This window comes from Vibrio sp. 1751 (assembly GCF_033339895.1).
Classification (GTDB): domain Bacteria; phylum Pseudomonadota; class Gammaproteobacteria; order Enterobacterales; family Vibrionaceae; genus Vibrio; species Vibrio alginolyticus.
Genome location: NZ_JAWOVM010000021.1, coordinates 1 through 17755, shown reverse-complemented (window position 1 = coordinate 17755; position 17755 = coordinate 1). Strand labels below are relative to the sequence as shown.

Annotated in this window: 17 protein-coding genes; 10 read left to right on the top strand and 7 right to left on the bottom strand. The window is 45.0% G+C overall.

Annotation, left to right across the window (positions count from 1 at the left end; translation table 11 throughout):
* Window positions 1-204: 204 nt before the first annotated feature.
* The 7 genes from R7041_RS09595 to R7041_RS09565 all read left to right on the top strand — a co-directional run bounded on the left by R7041_RS09595 (window position 205) and on the right by R7041_RS09565 (window position 5835).
* Window positions 205-756, top strand: coding sequence for a YtfJ family protein (locus R7041_RS09595; protein WP_005379610.1), 552 nt, complete (start codon window positions 205-207; stop codon window positions 754-756).
* A gap of 227 nt (window positions 757-983) precedes the next feature.
* Window positions 984-1283 carry a DUF2607 family protein gene (locus tag R7041_RS09590; protein WP_158173620.1) on the top strand — a complete coding sequence of 100 codons (300 nt, stop codon included), beginning with the start codon at window positions 984-986 and terminating at the stop codon, window positions 1281-1283.
* A 134-nt stretch (window positions 1284-1417) separates the two neighbouring features.
* A complete protein-coding gene (gene zrgA, locus R7041_RS09585; protein ID WP_158173619.1) occupies window positions 1418-2071 on the top strand; it encodes a zinc uptake protein ZrgA in 654 nt (217 codons plus the stop codon).
* A 52-nt stretch (window positions 2072-2123) separates the two neighbouring features.
* Window positions 2124-2852 (top strand): ABC transporter ATP-binding protein, encoded by a 729-nt coding sequence (locus R7041_RS09580; RefSeq protein WP_017820286.1) that lies wholly within the window; start codon window positions 2124-2126, stop codon window positions 2850-2852.
* Window positions 2849-4108 carry an ABC transporter permease gene (locus tag R7041_RS09575; protein WP_017820287.1) on the top strand — a complete coding sequence of 420 codons (1260 nt, stop codon included), beginning with the start codon at window positions 2849-2851 and terminating at the stop codon, window positions 4106-4108. The genes R7041_RS09580 and R7041_RS09575 overlap by 4 nt, the downstream gene beginning before the upstream one ends.
* A 4-nt stretch (window positions 4109-4112) precedes the next feature.
* Entirely contained in the window at window positions 4113-4607 is a 495-nt protein-coding gene (locus tag R7041_RS09570) for a DUF3299 domain-containing protein (protein WP_005379600.1), read from the top strand.
* Between the two features lie 322 nt (window positions 4608-4929).
* Window positions 4930-5835 (top strand): TIGR03899 family protein, encoded by a 906-nt coding sequence (locus R7041_RS09565; RefSeq protein ID WP_206949309.1) that lies wholly within the window; start codon window positions 4930-4932, stop codon window positions 5833-5835.
* Window positions 5836-5924: 89 nt separating this feature from the next.
* Here the strand turns inward: R7041_RS09565 and cysC are convergent, their stop codons facing one another.
* From cysC to cobA, 5 genes are all read right to left on the bottom strand, one after another.
* On the bottom strand, window positions 5925-6542 hold the full coding sequence (gene cysC / locus R7041_RS09560; protein WP_005379598.1) for an adenylyl-sulfate kinase: 618 nt from the start codon (window positions 6540-6542) through the stop codon (window positions 5925-5927).
* 24 nt (window positions 6543-6566) lie between these two features.
* Window positions 6567-8291 carry an SLC13 family permease gene (locus R7041_RS09555; RefSeq protein ID WP_047101907.1) on the bottom strand — a complete coding sequence of 575 codons (1725 nt, stop codon included), beginning with the start codon at window positions 8289-8291 and terminating at the stop codon, window positions 6567-6569.
* Window positions 8292-8542: 251 nt separating this feature from the next.
* On the bottom strand, window positions 8543-9973 hold the full coding sequence (cysN, locus tag R7041_RS09550; RefSeq protein WP_047101905.1) for a sulfate adenylyltransferase subunit CysN: 1431 nt from the start codon (window positions 9971-9973) through the stop codon (window positions 8543-8545).
* 18 nt (window positions 9974-9991) lie between these two features.
* Entirely contained in the window at window positions 9992-10900 is a 909-nt protein-coding gene (cysD, locus tag R7041_RS09545; RefSeq protein ID WP_005379592.1) for a sulfate adenylyltransferase subunit CysD, read from the bottom strand.
* Between the two features lie 59 nt (window positions 10901-10959).
* Complete coding sequence (cobA, locus tag R7041_RS09540; RefSeq protein ID WP_031780800.1) at window positions 10960-11835, bottom strand: uroporphyrinogen-III C-methyltransferase; 876 nt, start codon at window positions 11833-11835, stop codon at window positions 10960-10962.
* Window positions 11836-12110: 275 nt separating this feature from the next.
* Here cobA and cpdB point away from each other — a divergent pair, with 275 nt between their 5' ends.
* On the top strand, window positions 12111-14072 hold the full coding sequence (cpdB, locus tag R7041_RS09535; RefSeq protein WP_047101902.1) for a 2',3'-cyclic-nucleotide 2'-phosphodiesterase: 1962 nt from the start codon (window positions 12111-12113) through the stop codon (window positions 14070-14072).
* Window positions 14073-14169: 97 nt separating this feature from the next.
* Window positions 14170-14748: a Crp/Fnr family transcriptional regulator gene (locus R7041_RS09530; protein WP_017820293.1), complete on the top strand. Its 579-nt coding sequence runs from the start codon at window positions 14170-14172 to the stop codon at window positions 14746-14748.
* A 54-nt stretch (window positions 14749-14802) separates the two neighbouring features.
* Here R7041_RS09530 and dbpA read toward each other — a convergent pair whose 3' ends face one another.
* Window positions 14803-16182 carry an ATP-dependent RNA helicase DbpA gene (gene dbpA, locus R7041_RS09525; protein ID WP_005379583.1) on the bottom strand — a complete coding sequence of 460 codons (1380 nt, stop codon included), beginning with the start codon at window positions 16180-16182 and terminating at the stop codon, window positions 14803-14805.
* A 142-nt stretch (window positions 16183-16324) separates the two neighbouring features.
* On the opposite strand from dbpA, the gene R7041_RS09520 reads away from it, so the two are divergent.
* Window positions 16325-16786, top strand: coding sequence for a GNAT family N-acetyltransferase (locus R7041_RS09520; RefSeq protein ID WP_017820295.1), 462 nt, complete (start codon window positions 16325-16327; stop codon window positions 16784-16786).
* Between the two features lie 91 nt (window positions 16787-16877).
* Here R7041_RS09520 and R7041_RS09515 read toward each other — a convergent pair whose 3' ends face one another.
* On the bottom strand, window positions 16878-17474 hold the full coding sequence (locus tag R7041_RS09515; protein ID WP_206949310.1) for a LysM-like peptidoglycan-binding domain-containing protein: 597 nt from the start codon (window positions 17472-17474) through the stop codon (window positions 16878-16880).
* Window positions 17475-17755 lie beyond the last annotated feature (281 nt).

Genomic DNA, 17755 nt, shown 5'->3' with positions numbered 1-17755 from the left:
ATTCCTTTGAGAAAACACGGATTGCTTATTTTTCCTCTGCAATCTTAATGCGCAATTTGCGACGGAACTCATTTTAGCAAATTCTAAATATAACGCAAGATTACACCACTCCATACGTTAAATAAATGTTATCAACGGTCCTACAAATTTCTAGGATCTGGATATATACTGGAAGCTTCCAAACCTCGTACGGAATATAACAATATGAAAACTAAGACTCTCCTACCTCTATTACTGGCCTTAACGCCAAGCTTGACCTTTGCACACAACTTGTCCGTGGGAAAAAGCGTTCCTCCTGTCAATGTTGCCGCTTACGGCGAGATTGTTTTACAAGGCGAAGGCGTTGCATACCAACCCTGGGCAACTCAACATATGCAAGGCAAAGTTCGTGTCATTCAAGCCATTGCAGGCCGTAGCAGTTCAAAAGAGATGAATGCCCCTTTAATGTCAGCAATAACAGCGGCAAATTTTCCACAAGAAAGCTACCAGACGACGACTATCATCAACCAAGATGATGCAATTTGGGGGACAGGCTCTTTCGTGAAGTCTTCAGCTCAAGACAGTAAAAAAGAGTTTCCTTGGTCATCCATGGTTCTTGATGAAAATGGCGTAGTTGCTAATACTTGGGACCTGAAAGAAGAAAGTTCGGCCATTATTGTTCAAGACAAAACGGGCAAAATTCTGTTCGTCAAAGAGGGCGCACTTGAGCAAGATGAGATAACAAAAGTCATTGAGCTTATTAAACAGAACATCTAGCTTCATTGAATGGCTCCTTGCTCTTGTTGTAAGGAGCTATATGAATTTGATTAGAAGCATGGGCAGTGATAACTCTGCTCTTTATAAGTGCGACACTTCCATCAGAGAGTATTACCAATATTTTTCGGCACGTATGTGTGGAGTTAAATTTTTCTGCTAGCCAACAAAAGAGTGAACTTTTATTCATTATGGGTGTTATATTATAACAGTCGGTAAGAGGAGCTCAGATGTACCACCACCAGCAAAAAACACTAAGATATTGGTATCGCACTGCTTTATTTTTCAGTGTTGCGTTGCTGATCGCTTGGAACTTTGCGGTTGTACTTCATCAAGTCGATCTGACGCCCGACCATCATACCCATCATCATTGCCAATTATTTTCTGGTGTTCAGCACGGTATAGCAAAGGTACAACCTACCCTCTCTACACCGACTTTTACGCGCGCCCAGCATCATCATGTTTTTTTGCATCTCGTGTACGGCGAAGAAATTCTTGGCGCTGCTCGTGCCCCTCCTTATTTTGCTTAATTTCCAAACTATTCCACACTCAAAATTATTGAGTTCATTTCCGCACCTAGTGTGTCAGGGAACAATAACTTAGTGAAACTCGAATCTGAGCAATACCGCCTTTGGTTAATGCCAGTAAAATTAGGAAAAATACAATGTCATCAAAACACGTTTTAGCCCTTGCTATTGGCCTCACTTTATCGACAGCAGCGAATGCAAACGAATACCGCCAGCATGGTGCTCATGTGCATGGTCACGTCGAGTTTAATATCGCCCAAGATGGCAAAGATCTGTTAGTAGAGATCACAGCTCCTGGAGCTGATGTTGTGGGTTTCGAACATGCTCCAAAAAACGCGCAACAAGAGCAAGCGCTTAAACAAGCCGTCGCTACACTCGAAGACAGCAACGCATTGTTCGCTATTAACTCACAAGCTGATTGTAATGTTGAAGAAGCTTACGTGAGCCACAACCTAAGCGAAACTCATGAGGAACATGATCATAGTGAGCACGACCATGATGACCATGCACATCACGATCATGAAGGGCACGAACACCATGATCATAATGAACATCATGATAAACATGACCACCATGACGATCATGATGAGGCGCACGATCATGGCGGTCACGGTGAATTTTCGGTGCAATATCGCTTCAGTTGCGAACAAGTTAATCAGCTTAGCCAAATCCAAACCGATTGGTTTAACCAGTTCCCAACTACAGAGTCCATCAGCGTCAATATATTCACTGATACCATGCAATCAGCAATTAAATTAAGCAAAGATAACACCCAAATCGTAATCAAATAACACGAGTGGCGTGTAAGTACCTACTTACACGCCAAAGCTTTGGTGATTTAATATGACTGAAACCACACCAAATGTTGTCGAGCTAGAGGATGCCCAATTTTTCTGGCCCGGTTCAATCAACGCAACCATCCACATCCCTAAATTACACATTACACAAGGCGAGCATGTGTTTATCAAAGGTCCAAGTGGCTGCGGTAAATCGACCTTGCTCGCTTTGTTGACGGGGATTAACACATTAACTTCAGGCTCTCTATCTGTACTCGATACTGACCTTGCTAGTTTAAGTGCCAGTCAGAGAGACCGCTTTCGCGCCAATCATATTGGCTACATCTTTCAACAGTTCAATTTATTGCCGTACCTTAACGTACTTGAAAACGTATTATTGCCATGTCAGTTCAGTAAAATACGACGTGACCGTGCCCATTTAGGTGCCTCATCTCAAACGTTAAATGAACAGGCTCAGGCCCTACTAGAACGACTGCACCTGCCAAACGAGCTTCATACACGCCCTGTCTCTGAATTGAGTATTGGTCAACAACAACGTGTGGCTGCGGCTCGAGCTCTGATAGGACATCCAGAGTTAGTGATCGCTGACGAACCAACCTCAGCTTTAGACTATGACAATCGTAAAGCATTTATTGAGCTCCTTATGGAGCAAGCGAATCAAGCCAATGCCACACTGGTATTCGTTAGCCACGACCCAACACTCGAACCCTTATTCGATCGCACGCTCAATCTACCCGACATTAATCAAGTATCTAGCCTAGGAGCCATATCATGAGTGCTGTTGTAAAGCTCGCCTGGAAAAGCTTGATGAACCGCAAAGCGACGGCAATTCTAACCATCATGACCGTTGCGATTTCAGTGGTACTCCTCTTGGGCGTCGAGCGTATCCGAACTCAAGCCAAGGATAGCTTCGCTAATACAATTTCAGGCACTGACCTCATTATTGGTGGACGCTCTGGGCAAGTGAACCTATTGCTCTATTCTGTGTTTCGTATTGGTAATGCGACCAACAACATCGATTGGAAAAGCTACCAAGAGTTTGCCAATCATCGTTCAGTCGATTGGGCTATTCCAATCTCGCTTGGCGACTCGCATAAAGGCTTCCGAGTTATGGGAACCAATCACAGTTACTTTGAGCATTACAAGTTTGGAAGTAAGCAACCACTAACATTTAGCAAGGGTAGAGAATTCCATGGTTTATTTGAAACCGTGCTAGGTTCTGATGTCGCTAAACAACTTGGTTATGATATCGGTAGCGAAATCATCATTGCCCACGGCATTAGCGACGTTGGCTTTAGCCGTCATGACAATCTGCCATTTAAAGTTGTCGGTATCCTTGCACCTACAGGAACACCAGTCGACAAAACTGTCCATGTATCATTGGAAGCCATCGAAGCCATTCACGTCGGATGGGAAAGTGGTGCGCGTTTGGGCCCGACACCCAAGGCACAAGATCTCAAAAACAGAGACTTTCAGCCCAAACAAATTACCGCTATGCTCGTTGGTTTGAAATCTCGTATTCAAACTTTCGCCCTGCAAAGACAAATTAACACCTACCCCAAAGAGCCGCTCAGCGCCATTATGCCCGGCGTTGCGTTGCATGAGTTATGGGGAATGATGTCGGTTGCAGAGCAAGCCCTAATGGCAGTATCTGGTTTTGTCGTGATCGCAGGGTTGTTAGGTATGTTAAGCAGTCTATTAACTAGCCTACAGGAACGCCGCCGTGAAATGGCGATTTTGCGTGCCATGGGAGCAAGGCCTCGTCATGTTTTCTCACTCTTAATTAGTGAAGCCAGCTTGCTTACTGCTGCTGGTATTATTACTGGCGTTACTGGGCTGTATGCCATTCTTGCTATCGCGCAGCCGATCATCCAACAGCACTATGGAATACATCTCACCTTAAGCATCTTATCTACTTATGAGTGGATGCTATTAGGTTTCGTACAATGCGCTGGTATTGTGATTGGTTTCATTCCCGCACTCCGCGCCTACCGACAGTCACTGAGTGACGGAATGACAATAAGGATTTAATAAAATGTGGAAAAAAATACTCGCAAGTTGCTTGCTGGTCGTCGCATTCACAGCGCCTGTTATGGCCAGCGAAGAACCATTGAAGCTTGACTGGATTGACCTTGTTCCAGAAAAAGAGCGTAAATTGTTCGACAGTATAGGCATGCCTGCATCTGATCACAGTGGTGGCGCAGCGCAGCAGTCCAAGATTGGTAATGTTCGACCAGAACTGAACGGAAGCCAAGTTAAAATTCCGGGGTTTGTTATCCCACTTGAAGGTGATGCCGATACCGTCACCGAATTTTTATTGGTGCCATATTTTGGAGCTTGTATTCACGTGCCACCACCGCCTCCAAACCAGATCATTTACGTGAAGTTTCCGAAAGGCGCGCCTGTTCAAGAGTTGTGGGATGTCATATATGTGGTTGGAACGTTGAAAACCGAGACGATAAACCACGAACTGGCAGAAACGGCTTACGTTATTGAGGGATCAGAAATAGAAGCCTACGACGATATGTAATTTAAGTCGTCGATAAGCCTCGCTACACCTAAGGCGTCACACTGGCGCCTTTTTTAGCTTTGTGCTACACGATATAACGAGATAAATACGCTAATACGCCCACATAAATAACCAAAAGAAACGCTATCGACAGGTGCTTTTTGAGTTTACCTGCTTCTGAGAACTTCATAGCCCCTCCAAAATAACGATAACAATTTTAACAACTCATTATCATTTTGAATAGCCCTATTCGTTCAAAAACTGAGAACTCCTGTCTGGTCGCTTGGTCAGATAAGGTGTAAATTTAAACGTGCGAACCGCGCAGTTCTTGGTAGGAAAACGAATGGCAGACCCGACAAAGCAACCTGTTGTCATCGAACATCAGTCAGACACAAAAAAAAATACGCAACAAGAAAAGAAACAAGGCTACATAAAAGACAGTGCTAGTAAGGTAAAAACCATAGCCCAAATACACGGTCTTGACGCCTTACTGCAAACCGAACCGCCAGCCAAATCTGCGTTTGAAAGAGCCCAATTGCGAGAGCAAAGACGCCAAGAACAGCGACAAAAAAACTTAGAACAGATTTTAAAATTAGCGCACAGTTCATGCCGAGATGAGACAGCGGGAGAGCCAGACCAAGATTGGTTGCATCGATTTTTTGAGATGGCTCAAGACATCCATAACAGCGCGATGCAAAAGCTATGGGCTCAAGTGATGAAGCGTGAAGTGACAAATCCGGGCTCAACGTCCATGAAAGCGTTGAAAACCCTCAAAGATATGTCACCAAAGGAAGCACAAACTCTGCAAAGATCCGCCTCTTTAGCGTGCAGTTTTGGAGGGGATCACAGCAGAAAACTGCTGATTGGTTACAAAGCGCAAGGAGGCATATTTAGCTTCGGCAAGCGAGACGTCGCCAACAGCCTAAATATGGGAAGTTTTCAACTGCCGTATTCAAGCTTGTTGCTCTTAATTGAATTAGGGCTGCTGCACAGTGCCGAACTTGAATCTGGCGAAATTAGTATCGAGACACCGTTGGTCCTCACCTACCAAGGTAAAAACTTGTCACTGAACGTAAACAGTAAAGGTGTCCGCCTTTTATATTACCGCTTCACACCGACAGGTAATGAGCTCTGTACCTTACTCGGAAACAAACCACATGCCGAATACTACGATCAAATGCTTGCACTGTTAAATCATAGGTTTAGTGTCCATAGTGAAGCTAAAAGTACGGTTCATCATACCGTCTAGCCAGCTTGAGAAGCATTTGATCACCTATGATCCAAATACTTCTCAAGCTGCTCAAAGAGCTTTAGGTCACCTATGATCTAAATGCTTTTTTATCGGATCACACCGCGTTGTTTAAGATCGATTAAGCACAAATCCACCAGCTCATCGACACTCTTTTCTCCCGCGGGCAAATCGATTTCAGGGTTCTCTGGCGCTTGATATTCCGAATCAATACCAGTGAAATTAGGAATCTCTCCCGCACGGGCTTTACGGTATAAACCCTTAGGATCTCGACCTTCGCAAACCTCTAGAGATGCATTGACATACACTTCGATAAACTCGCCTTCTGGCAATAAATCGCGTACTAACTTCCGCTCTGCACGATGCGGTGAAATAAACGCCGACAGAACAATTAAACCCGCATCTGCCATCAACTTCGCCAGTTCACCAATACGACGAATGTTCTCGCGACGGTCCTGTTCAGAAAAACCTAAATCGCTACACAAACCATGTCGTACATTGTCACCATCCAATAAATAGGTGTGGTAACCCAGTGCTGCAAGGCGATTTTCCAACGCCCCTGCTACGGTTGATTTACCCGCTCCAGATAAACCAGTGAACCACAATACGGCAGGTTTTTGCTTCTTTAATTCAGCACGAAACTGTTTATCAACCGAATGCTGGTGCCAAACAATGTTTTCATCTTTTACCGTCGTTTCGGCAGTCATAACGTATCCTTGTAAATATCGGAATTAAAACGGGAAAAAGACCGGGATCAAAGTAAGTACTAATACAGAGTACACAATCGAAATTGGCACTCCAATTCTCACGTAGTCGGTCAATTTGTAATTTCCTACGCTGTACACCAGCAGGTTAGTTTGGTAACCGTAGGGAGAGATAAAGCTCGCACTCGCGCCGAACAAAACCGCCATGATGAATGGCATCGGATCCACGCCATAACCCACCGCCATGCTATAGCCGATAGGAAAAGAAAGCGCAGCCGCGGCATTGTTTGTCACCAATTCAGTGAGTACCAATGTCATGATATAAGTCGCCACCAAGGCACCAAATACTCCCCAGCCATTAAACGCTTCAATAAACATCACTCCCATTCTTTCTGACAATCCAGAAGAGATCATCAGTTGAGCAATAGACAAAGCGGAACCGACAATCACGACGATATCGATCGGAAAACGGCGGCGCAGTTCTGAAATCTGCACAATACCAAACGCAATAAGCGCGATAAGGTACGCAGCTAGACCTTTAATAATCGGTACTAACTCTAATAGAGCGCATCCAATTACGGCTGCAAAGCCCAGTAATACAATGGAAGACTTATTCGTATCAAGCCGAGCGCTAGAGTCCAAGTCATGCACTAAAACAAACTCTTTACGATGAGCTCGGCGTTCAGACTCAAAACGCTTTCCTGGAACCAGAACTAACGTGTCCCCAGGCGCTAAGGTAATACTACCCAAGCCACCTTCTAGGCGTTCGTGGCCTCGGCGAATCGCCACAACAACGGCATCGAATCGGTCGCGGAATCGGCTCTCTTTGAGGGTTTTGTAGCAAAATGTCGCCGACGAGCTCACCACAACTTCGATAAAGTTTTGCCCATTTAAGTGCTGCTGACCAAACAACTTGAGGCCCGGAATTTCTTGCAGGGTCGCGACGCTCTCAACATCGCCACAAAATAACAGGCGGTCTTTTGCATTGAGCACAAAATCCGGTCCCACAGAAGAAACAGTAACACCATCGCGCACCACTTCTGCAAGAAACAGTTTGCGCAGCGCACGTAAATTATTCTCGCTGATCGTACGCCCAACTAGCGGTGAGCCTGGCTCAACGCGAGACTCAAGAAAGTAAGGTAAATCTTCTTGACTTTGATCATCATAATTCGGTAGCAAGTAGCTCAGTGGGATAAGAATCAGCATCCCTCCCACCAGCACAGCCAAACCTATCATCGTAGGTGTAAAAAAGCTCAGGCTCGGTAAGCCTGCGTCTTCGACAAAGCTGTTGATGATTAAGTTAGTCGACGTACCAATCAAAGTTAACGTGCCACCAAAAATGGCGGCATAAGACAAGGGAATAAGTAATTTCGAAGGTGCATGCTGCTGATTACGCTTAATCGCCCCAATCAATGAGACAACCACAGCGGTATTATTCGTAAATGAAGAAAGCAAGGCGGTCGACACACCGAGCTTAGCAATCACGCTGCCTAACTGACCCTCAGAGATACTTCGGCTCACCCAACTGATCAGCAGTGTTTTTTCTAGAGCACAGGATGCAAGAATCAATAGAACCAGGGTTAACAATGAAGAGTTGGTAAAATTGGATGCGATAGTGGCTGAATCCATCATCCCAGCCATGAATGCAATAAAAGCGGCACCCGCAAAGACGTAACTAGGCTTAATTTTCGTGACAAGCAAGCAAGTGATAATGCCAAGCAAAATCGCTAACACAAACCCTTGTTCCCACATAGCCTTTCCTTACCAAATAGCCCCAAAGGGCACAACAACGACTCATTTATCCATGAAACACCGACAAACGAGTAAACAGACAAAAATCAGCGCAAGCGAAAAGAACATCAGAATGCTCGGTTTTCTTGGGCTCCACCGAAGCATTCTGGTATTAGGAGAATACCTAACGACATTTCGCAATTCAGTTAGGTAGCGACGCCCCAAGTACAACAGCAGACAGAGCCTGAAATTATCGTACTTGGGTAAGCCAGTTACTTTTTCAGAAACTGGCTGACGTCTTTTGCTTCCCAGTGTGGGAAGTGTTTACGGACAAGCGCATTAAGCTCAACTTCAAACGCAGAGATGCCCGTCAAATCGCGCTCAACCACGGCGAGGCTCTCTTTAACCATGCCGGCACCAACCGTCACGTTTGTCAGACGATCGATAATGATAAAGCCACCGGTATCTGCACAGTCTTGATAATTGTCCAGCGCGACTGACTCATTAAGAGACCATTCACACAAACCAATACCATTCAATGGCAGCTCTGCCGAGCTATGAGTCGAGAGATTATTAATGTCATATTGATGACGAATCGCTTCAACATGACCTACGGTTTTCTTACCTGCGATTTTGATGTCATAGTCACGACCCGGTTGCAGGGGGTGCTCTGTCATCCATACCACATCGGCAAGCAAATGGTTTGTGGTTTCCACTTGAGCATTATCTAGAACAATCAAATCGCCACGGCTAATATCGATCTCATCGCTTAGCGTCAGAGTGACAGCTAATCCGGCACGAGCTTCTTCGATATCACCATCAAAGGTCACAATACGAGCCACAGTTGACGTTTTACCCGATGGCAATGCTTTAATGGCATCACCGACTTTGATCGAACCAGAAGAAATGGTCCCCGCAAAACCACGGAAATCGAGGTTAGGACGATTAACGTATTGCACAGGGAAGCGGAATTCACCCGCGCCTTTTTCTTGATCCACATCGACCGTTTCAAGAAGCTCAAGCAATGATGGGCCTTTAAACCAAGTCAGGTTTTGGCCTTTATCCACCACATTGTCCCCTTCAAGCGCTGAGATCGGGATGATTTGAATATCAATATCCCCTGTCAGATTCTCAGAGAACTTCAGATACTCATCGCGGATCTCTTCAAAGCGCTCTTGGGAGTAATCCACTAAGTCCATCTTGTTGATCGCGACAACAAAGTGCTTCAAGCCCAACAGGTTGGAAATGAAAGAGTGACGACGAGTTTGATCGAGAATGCCCTTACGTGCATCAACCAGAATCACAGCTAAGTCACATGTCGATGCACCTGTAGCCATGTTACGTGTGTACTGCTCGTGTCCAGGAGTATCTGCAATGATGAATTTACGTTTCTGCGTCGAGAAATAGCGGTAAGCTACATCAATCGTGATCCCCTGCTCGCGCTCAGCTTGTAAGCCATCGACCAACAACGCAAGGTCAGGTTTTTCACCCGTGGTGCCCACACGTTGGCTGTCTGAATGCACTGCCGCTAGCTGATCTTCATAAATTTGTTTTGAGTCATGGAGTAAGCGACCGATTAATGTACTTTTACCGTCATCCACCGAGCCACAAGTCAAGAATCTAAGTAACGACTTGTACTGGTGTTGTGTTAAATAGCCTTCGATACCAAGCTCGGCTAATTGAGCTTCAACTGCACTGTTCATTATCTTTCCTTAGATCCTTTAGAAGTAACCTTGACGTTTCTTAAGCTCCATCGATCCTGACTGATCGTGGTCGATCGCTCGGCCTTGGCGCTCACTCGACGTTGCCACTAGCATCTCTTCAATAATGCCAGTTAAAGTGTTTGCTTCAGACTCGATGGCCCCGGTCAATGGATAACAACCAAGGGTACGGAAGCGCACACTCTTCTCTTCAATCACTTCACCCGGTTGAAGCTCCATACGATCATCATCAACCATGATCAGCATGCCATCGCGTTCAACAACTGGGCGTTTGTCCGCGAGGTAAAGCGGCACGATCTCGATGTTTTCTAAATAGATGTATTGCCAGATATCAAGCTCAGTCCAGTTAGACAGCGGGAATACACGAATGCTCTCACCCTTATTGACCTGGCCGTTGTACGTCTTCCATAGCTCAGGACGTTGGTTTTTAGGATCCCATGTATGGTTCTTATCGCGGAATGAATACACGCGCTCTTTCGCCCGTGATTTCTCTTCGTCGCGGCGCGCACCACCAAAGGCCGCATCAAAACCGTACTTGTTCAGCGCTTGTTTTAAGCCTTGAGTCTTCATGATGTCAGTGTGCTTAGAAGAACCATGAACAAACGGACTACAGCCCATGGCTAGACCTTCTGGATTCTTATGTACCAAAAGCTCAAAACCGTATTTGGCCGCGGTGCGATCACGAAATTCAATCATCTCGCGGAACTTCCAATCGGTGTCGACATGCAGCAATGGAAATGGAATCTTACCTGGGTAAAAAGCTTTACGCGCTAGGTGCAGCATCACTGATGAGTCTTTACCAATCGAATACATCATGACTGGGTTATCAAACTCAGCCGCAACTTCGCGGATAATATGGATACTCTCCGCTTCGAGTTGTTTAAGGTGAGTTAAACGTTGTTGGTCCATGTTTTGTATTTCCTTTTTAAGCTTGAAGGCGCATTACGTCTCTAATCTTTGGTCTGAAATTATATGGAGTTGGCAATAGCACTTTTGTTGAATTCAGTACTAGACAAAAACCAGTCTAACTTTTGAGACAGTCGCACTACCTCTCCGACAACAATCAAAGATGGCGATTGTGCTTCCTTCGATAAATCAGAGAGTTGGGAGAGTTCTCCCGTAAATACTTTTTGTTGAATCTGCGTGCCACGCTCAATAATGGCAATCGGAGTCGACGCTGAACGGCCATGCTTAATGAGTTGATTCTGAATATAGTGTGATTTCATCAGCCCCATGTAGATCACTAAAGTCTGATTCCCACGCGCCAACGTGGACCAATCCATCTCATCACTTTCTTCTTTCAAGTGGCCAGTCACAAAGATGGCCGATTGCGCATAATCACGATGAGTCAGTGGAATACCAGCATAAGCGGTTGCGCCAGCTGCTGCGGTAATGCCAGGGACAACTTGAAAACGAACGCCGGCATCAGCAAGCACTTCTAACTCTTCACCACCACGACCAAATACAAACGGATCCCCACCTTTAATGCGCACTACTTTGTAGCCCTGCTTGGCAAAATCCACCAAAAGCTGATTCGTCTTCTCCTGCGGCACACTGTGATGCCCAGCTCGCTTCCCAACGCACACCAAAATCGTATCGCTTGGAATCAATGCCATGATTTCTTCAGACACCAAGTAGTCGTACAAAACCACGTCAGCTTGCTGCAAGCAGTTCAGTGCTTTCACCGTCAGAAGTTCAGGATCGCCTGGTCCTGCACCTACTAAGGCGACTTCACCAGGCTGTAGCGATTGCTTTGCAAAACGAGTAACACCAGCGACTGGGTTGTCAGAAACTAACCGGGGCTTTGGTTTAGGAAAAGAAGTGACTGAATCGTTCGTTGCCATGTGCTTGCTCATCGTCCATTGATATCGTCATGCAAGCATTATGGCGGGGCGTTTATATTACCTGAAATTCTAAAATTTCATTTTTTATTCAAAAATCTGCTAAGAAGTTTTTGTTTGGTCTCATTCAAAAGCGTGAAAAAGTCGGCGGTTAATATGAATAAGGTTCAGTAAACTGATTAATGTTCACAGTTTTCTGTATCTTTATCATCGAGTTGCATCTGTGTTTGATACATTACGCAGTGCGATTTCCCCTTATCATTGAATTGGAGCACCAAATGAAAGTGGCAGTTCATCCTATTTCCCTCGCAGTATTAAGTGGCATGCTAACGCTTGCTGGCCCAACAATGGCCGATACCATCAAGCTTCGTATTATCGAAACCACCGACATTCACACCAACGTGATGGATTACGATTACTACAAAGACCAACCATCACAGCAAATCGGTTTAAGTCGCGCAGCGACAATAGTGAAACAAGCTAAGTCCGAGACAGAAAACACGGTACTAGTAGATAACGGTGATTTAATTCAGGGCAGCCCAATGGGCGATTACATGGCGGCGAAAGGGATTAACGCTGGCGAAATCCACCCGGTATACAAAGCGATGAACCAGTTGGATTACGATGTGGGTAACATTGGTAACCACGAATTCAACTACGGCCTTGAGTTCCTGAAAAACTCTATCGACGGTGCGAACTTCCCTTATGTTAGTGCTAACGTTTTCGACAAGAAGACAGGCGAGCACTACTTCAAACCTTATCTAATTAAAACGCACACGTTCAAAGACACTGATGGTCAAAGCCACGAAATCAAAGTGGGTTACATCGGCTTCGTCCCGCCACAAATCATGGTATGGGATAAGAAGAATCTAGAAGGAAAAGTCTTCGCTGAAGACATCACTGAGACAGCGAAAAAGCTGGTTCCTCAGATGAAGAAAGAAGGCGCAGACGTTATTGTGGCGATTCCACACTCAGGCATTTCTACTGATCCATACAAACTAGGCGCTGAAAACTCTGTTTACTACCTCACAGAAGTTGAAGGTATTGATGCGATTGCTTTTGGCCACTCTCACGCAGTCTTCCCAGGGAAAGACTTCGCAAACCTACCTGGTGTTGATATAGATAAAGGGACCATCAATGGTGTAACGTCCGTGATGCCGGGCCGCTGGGGAAGTCACGTAGGTGTGATGGATTTGATGCTAAAAGAGAAAGACGGCAGATGGCAAGTCGTCGAAGGCCAAGCAGAAGCACGCCCTATCTTCGATAAAGTAAATAAGAAGTCATTAGCTAAAGCCGATGCAGATATTGTGAAAGCGTTAGAAGAAGATCACAAAGGCACTCGTGAATTTGTAAACCAACCAATCGGCAAAGCAAATGATGTCATGTACAGCTTCTTGGCATTAGTGCAGGACGACCCCACCATTCAAATCGTTAACCTTGCTCAGAAAGACTACGTAGAACGCTTTATTCAAGGCGACCCAGACCTTTCTGACATTCCAGTACTGAGTGCGGCAGCACCATTTAAAGTCGGCGGTCGTAAGAACGATCCGAATAACTTTACAGAAGTAGAATCCGGTCAGCTCACCTTCCGTAATGCGGCCGATCTTTACTTATATCCAAACACCTTGGTTGCGATGAAAGTGAAAGGTAAAGAAGTTCGCGAATGGCTAGAGTGCAGTGCGGGTCAATTCAACCACATCGACATCAACAATCCTAAACCGCAATCTTTGATTGATTGGGATAATTTCCGTACGTACAACTTCGATGTTATTGATGGGGTTAACTACCAAATCGACGTTACCCAACCGCCGAAGTACGATGCGGATTGTAAAGTGATTAATCCAGATTCTCAGCGCATTGTGAATCTGACGTTCAATGGTAAGCCTGTCAATCCGAAGCAAGATTTCATCATCGCAACCAATAACTACCGTGCTTATAGCAATACTTTCCCTGGTACAGGCCCAGATTTCATTGCATTTGACGCACCAGATGAAAACCGCTCTGTCGTCGCCACTTATATTTCTCGCGTGAGTGAAGAAAAAGGAGAAGTGACACCAAGCGCTGACAACAACTGGTCTTTCGCACCGATTAAGTCCGATAACAAGCTAGATATTCGTTTCGAAACCTCCCCTAGCGATAAAGCGGCGCAGTTCATCAAAGAGAAAGGACAATACCCAATGAAGCGCGTGTCAACAGATGACATTGGTTTCGCGATTTATCAAATCGATTTGAATAAATAAGGTTGATTTGACAGCAACACTAAGCGGCTCTCATGAGCCGCTTTTTTGTTATCAATAAAACCCGTTAAAATAAAGAAAACCGTTTCTGAGTTATCACATGCACAGCGATCTTTTTTCAGACTTAGTCAAACATGGCTTTTTAGAGACAGAAGCAAACCAACTTATTGAAAATGGTGAGTTGCTCGAACTGCCTACACGCCACATTCTTAATCACCAAGGGGAGTTTAGCTCACACCTTTACTTCATCATTGAGGGGTTATGCCACGCAAGCTATCTTACTGAGCACGGCAAAGAATTCAGTAAAGAATTTTATTGGGAGAAGGACTGGGTTATCGGGTTTGAGAGCATAATAAAGGACCAACCTTCGCCTTACTTATTGGAAACGCTGAGCGCTTGTCAGCTATTTTGCTTGCCAATTGAAACGTTGCATCACTGGCGAGCAGAAAAGCACGCCATTTACTTAAAGCTACTCGAAAACCAACTGGTTAATAAAGAGAACAAAGAACGCTTTATGTTGCTCTACTCTCCAGAAGAACGATATCAATTATTTTGCGCTCATTACCCAGATTTAAAGCAACGTATTACCGATAGTCAAATTGCGGCCTACCTCGGCATTACGCCAATCAGTTTGAGCCGAATCAAAGCGCGCTTAACCAAAGATCACACTCTCAAATAAACTCAAAAAAGAAAAAAGCTCTTCAAACGAAGAGCTTTTTCTCTGCTATTTGAGCTATTTAAGAATTCGCGCCCGGAATTGGCGCCCTTTCATCTTGCCGTTACTAATGGTCTGTAGAGCCTTTTTAGCCACAGACTTTTCGACGGCAACATAAGCGCGTACAGGGAACAGGTGAATCTTTCCGACTTGAGAGCCTGGAATACCATTTTTTCCTGTCAAACAACCTAAAATATCACCCGGTCGTACTTTCTGTTTCTTACCGCCATCAATGTTAATCGTAACCATCTTCGCTTGGTATGGCTGCTGATTTGATTTGGCAGGCAATGTTGCTGGTACCACGTCCATCTCTAGGTATTCTTCAATACGAGCTACACGTAAACCGTCTTTCTCACCAAAAAAGCTGAACGCTAAACCTTTACTACCCGCACGACCTGTACGACCAATACGGTGCACATGAACCTCAGGATCGCGCGATAGCTCAAAGTTAAAGACAGCATCAAGATTATCAACGTCCAAACCACGCGCTGCAACGTCTGTTGCAACAAGGATAGACACACTCTTGTTAGCAAACTGCACCAATGCTTGGTCGCGTTCACGCTGCTCTAAGTCCCCATGGATATCGATAACGCTGAATCCTTTGTGATGCAACTCATCTGCGACACTTTGCACTTCTTTTTTGGTATTACAAAAAACCACCGCGGACTCTGGCTGGTGAGTCAGCAGCAAATTCGCCAATGCTTCATCACGTGCTTCCGAGCCTTCAACTTTATAGAAGTACTGCGCAATGCTTGAGGTATCATGCGTCGATTCCACCTTAATCACTTCCGGTGTCTGCATTATACGCTGCGCAATTTGCTCAATTTTTTCTGGAAAAGTAGCACTGAAAAGTAGAGTTTGACGCTGCTTTGGCGCTGCATCGATGATTGCATCTAATGCGTCTTGGAACCCCATGTCCAACATGCGATCAGCTTCATCTAGCACCAAGGTATTCAGTTCGCTAAGATCAATTCGGCCTTTTTCAAGGTGATCCAAAATACGACCAGGAGTACCAACTAGGATATGCGCACCATGCTCCAGCGAACCAATTTGTGGCCCCATAGGCATCCCACCGCAGAGAGTAAGCACTTTAATATTATGAATGCCGCGACCTAAAGTACGAATTTCCTTCGCTACTTGGTCTGCAAGCTCACGCGTTGGACACAATACTAATGACTGGACACGAAAGCGTTTGACGTTGAGGTTCGATAAAACCCCTAAACCAAATGCAGCGGTTTTACCTGAGCCCGTTTTACCCTGCCCGATGACATCACGATGTTTTAGGATTGCAGGCAAGCTCAAAGCTTGAATTGGCGTCATGTGGGTATAGTTCAGGGAATCAAGTGTGGCAAGTAACGCTGGGTTAAGCCCTACTTGATCGAATGTTTGTTTGCTCACGGGGATATCCTCAGGTGAGATGGAAAGAGGGCACATTATCACCAGATTTGGTGGGAAAACCAGTGCTAATTAACCTTTGTTAATGAGTATGAGCTCAAAACAAAGTAAAGTCAGTCACTCTATTCTCATTACGGATGACAACATGCTCACTTGGATTACTTTGCCCTTTGCTCAGCTAACAACCACACAGCTGTATGAAATGATGAAATTGCGTGTGGATGTATTCGTTGTTGAACAAACCTGCCCTTATCCTGAACTTGATGGTAAGGACACACTCGAAGGCGTTTATCATCTAATAGGCTATCACGGTGATGAACTGGTTGCTTGCGCACGATTACTGCCCGCAGGCACTACGTATGACAATGTGAGTATTGGTCGAGTGGTGACAAAGCAGACCGCGCGAGGCGGTGGCTTAGGTCATAAGTTATTGGACAAGGCATTGGCACAATGCGAAACATTATGGCCAGGGCAGACAATAGATATAGGTGCTCAAGAACACCTCATCCAGTTTTATGCAAGTCATGGATTCAAGGTTATCTCAGAGTGCTACCTTGAAGATGGTATCCCTCATGTGGATATGCGGAAAGAATCCGTAGCGCTATAAGTTTCAATTCGATTGGTTACTATGAAAACTAATCGAATTAAAAAACTAACTAAAAAGACGCGATATATTCGCGTCTTTTCATTTGAAGCGTTTACTTGTTACGCCCAAAGGTCCCATCCGACAAACGGAAAAACATAACGGACCGCCCGCTTTTTTCCAGCTGTAGCATATCTAACTCGCCTTCGTCACTAAGCTTAAAGCGAATCAACTGTCCCTGCTTTATTTGGCTTAGCGGCTTATCACTGCCTTCTATTTTGACCAGAGCGCTAAGATCCGCCATAGAGAGCTGATTACTTCTGAAAACCTGCGCTAATGTATCACCATTTTTAACCGTGTACTCTTTCCAGTCTTCAGATTTCGGTCCAGAGTTCTGAGAGGTTCTCTGCTGGCTTAAACTCTGCGCGTTCAGCTCAATCGCTACGCGTTGATGATCGACCTCAGTCTGCTCAACTGGTTGATCTGTTTTATTTGGCAAAGGAATAACAAGGAGTACCAGAATCAATGGCACTAAGACCATCAAAGCACGCTGATGAAATTTAGGCAGACGCAACCAAAACGGCTTAACAGGCTGTATACGCTCCAACCATTGCTCTTTGTTGAACGGCTGCTTCCAGTCGATAGCAGCGAATTTTTGTTTAACCAATTCGACATAGTCGACTTGCTGCTTTTTCTTTCTGCGACGATTCATTGTAATGAGTCCCTTAATACTTCTACGGTCAGTATAAAAATACCGACGCGGAGAGTATATGTTTTTCACCAAACTAAAATGGAATTGGGATTAAATTAGCAGAAATTTCACTTGGAGTAAGAGATAAGTCACAACCTGGCCGCCTCAATTAAGCATTCAGTCGCAATCATTTAAACCTAAGCTCGAAACTGATATCCTGTTACTTTTATCACTCCTAATAAGAGCGACATTCATGTCTGAAATTAAATTTGAAACTGCAGAACAAAAAGCAAGCTACGGCA

Coding starts and splice junctions, on each gene's coding strand:
- R7041_RS09595 (WP_005379610.1), top strand. CDS start 205: ATGAAAACTAAGACTCTCCTACCTCTATTACTGGCCTTAACGCCAAGC.
- R7041_RS09570 (WP_005379600.1), top strand. CDS start 4,113: ATGTGGAAAAAAATACTCGCAAGTTGCTTGCTGGTCGTCGCATTCACA.
- R7041_RS09580 (WP_017820286.1), top strand. CDS start 2,124: ATGACTGAAACCACACCAAATGTTGTCGAGCTAGAGGATGCCCAATTT.
- cysC (WP_005379598.1), bottom strand. CDS start 6,542: ATGACTGCCGAAACGACGGTAAAAGATGAAAACATTGTTTGGCACCAG.
- R7041_RS09565 (WP_206949309.1), top strand. CDS start 4,930: ATGGCAGACCCGACAAAGCAACCTGTTGTCATCGAACATCAGTCAGAC.
- cpdB (WP_047101902.1), top strand. CDS start 12,111: ATGAAAGTGGCAGTTCATCCTATTTCCCTCGCAGTATTAAGTGGCATG.
- R7041_RS09520 (WP_017820295.1), top strand. CDS start 16,325: ATGCTCACTTGGATTACTTTGCCCTTTGCTCAGCTAACAACCACACAG.
- R7041_RS09530 (WP_017820293.1), top strand. CDS start 14,170: ATGCACAGCGATCTTTTTTCAGACTTAGTCAAACATGGCTTTTTAGAG.
- cysN (WP_047101905.1), bottom strand. CDS start 9,973: ATGAACAGTGCAGTTGAAGCTCAATTAGCCGAGCTTGGTATCGAAGGC.
- cysD (WP_005379592.1), bottom strand. CDS start 10,900: ATGGACCAACAACGTTTAACTCACCTTAAACAACTCGAAGCGGAGAGT.
- R7041_RS09590 (WP_158173620.1), top strand. CDS start 984: ATGTACCACCACCAGCAAAAAACACTAAGATATTGGTATCGCACTGCT.
- R7041_RS09575 (WP_017820287.1), top strand. CDS start 2,849: ATGAGTGCTGTTGTAAAGCTCGCCTGGAAAAGCTTGATGAACCGCAAA.
- cobA (WP_031780800.1), bottom strand. CDS start 11,835: ATGGCAACGAACGATTCAGTCACTTCTTTTCCTAAACCAAAGCCCCGG.
- R7041_RS09555 (WP_047101907.1), bottom strand. CDS start 8,291: ATGTGGGAACAAGGGTTTGTGTTAGCGATTTTGCTTGGCATTATCACT.
- R7041_RS09515 (WP_206949310.1), bottom strand. CDS start 17,474: ATGAATCGTCGCAGAAAGAAAAAGCAGCAAGTCGACTATGTCGAATTG.
- zrgA (WP_158173619.1), top strand. CDS start 1,418: ATGTCATCAAAACACGTTTTAGCCCTTGCTATTGGCCTCACTTTATCG.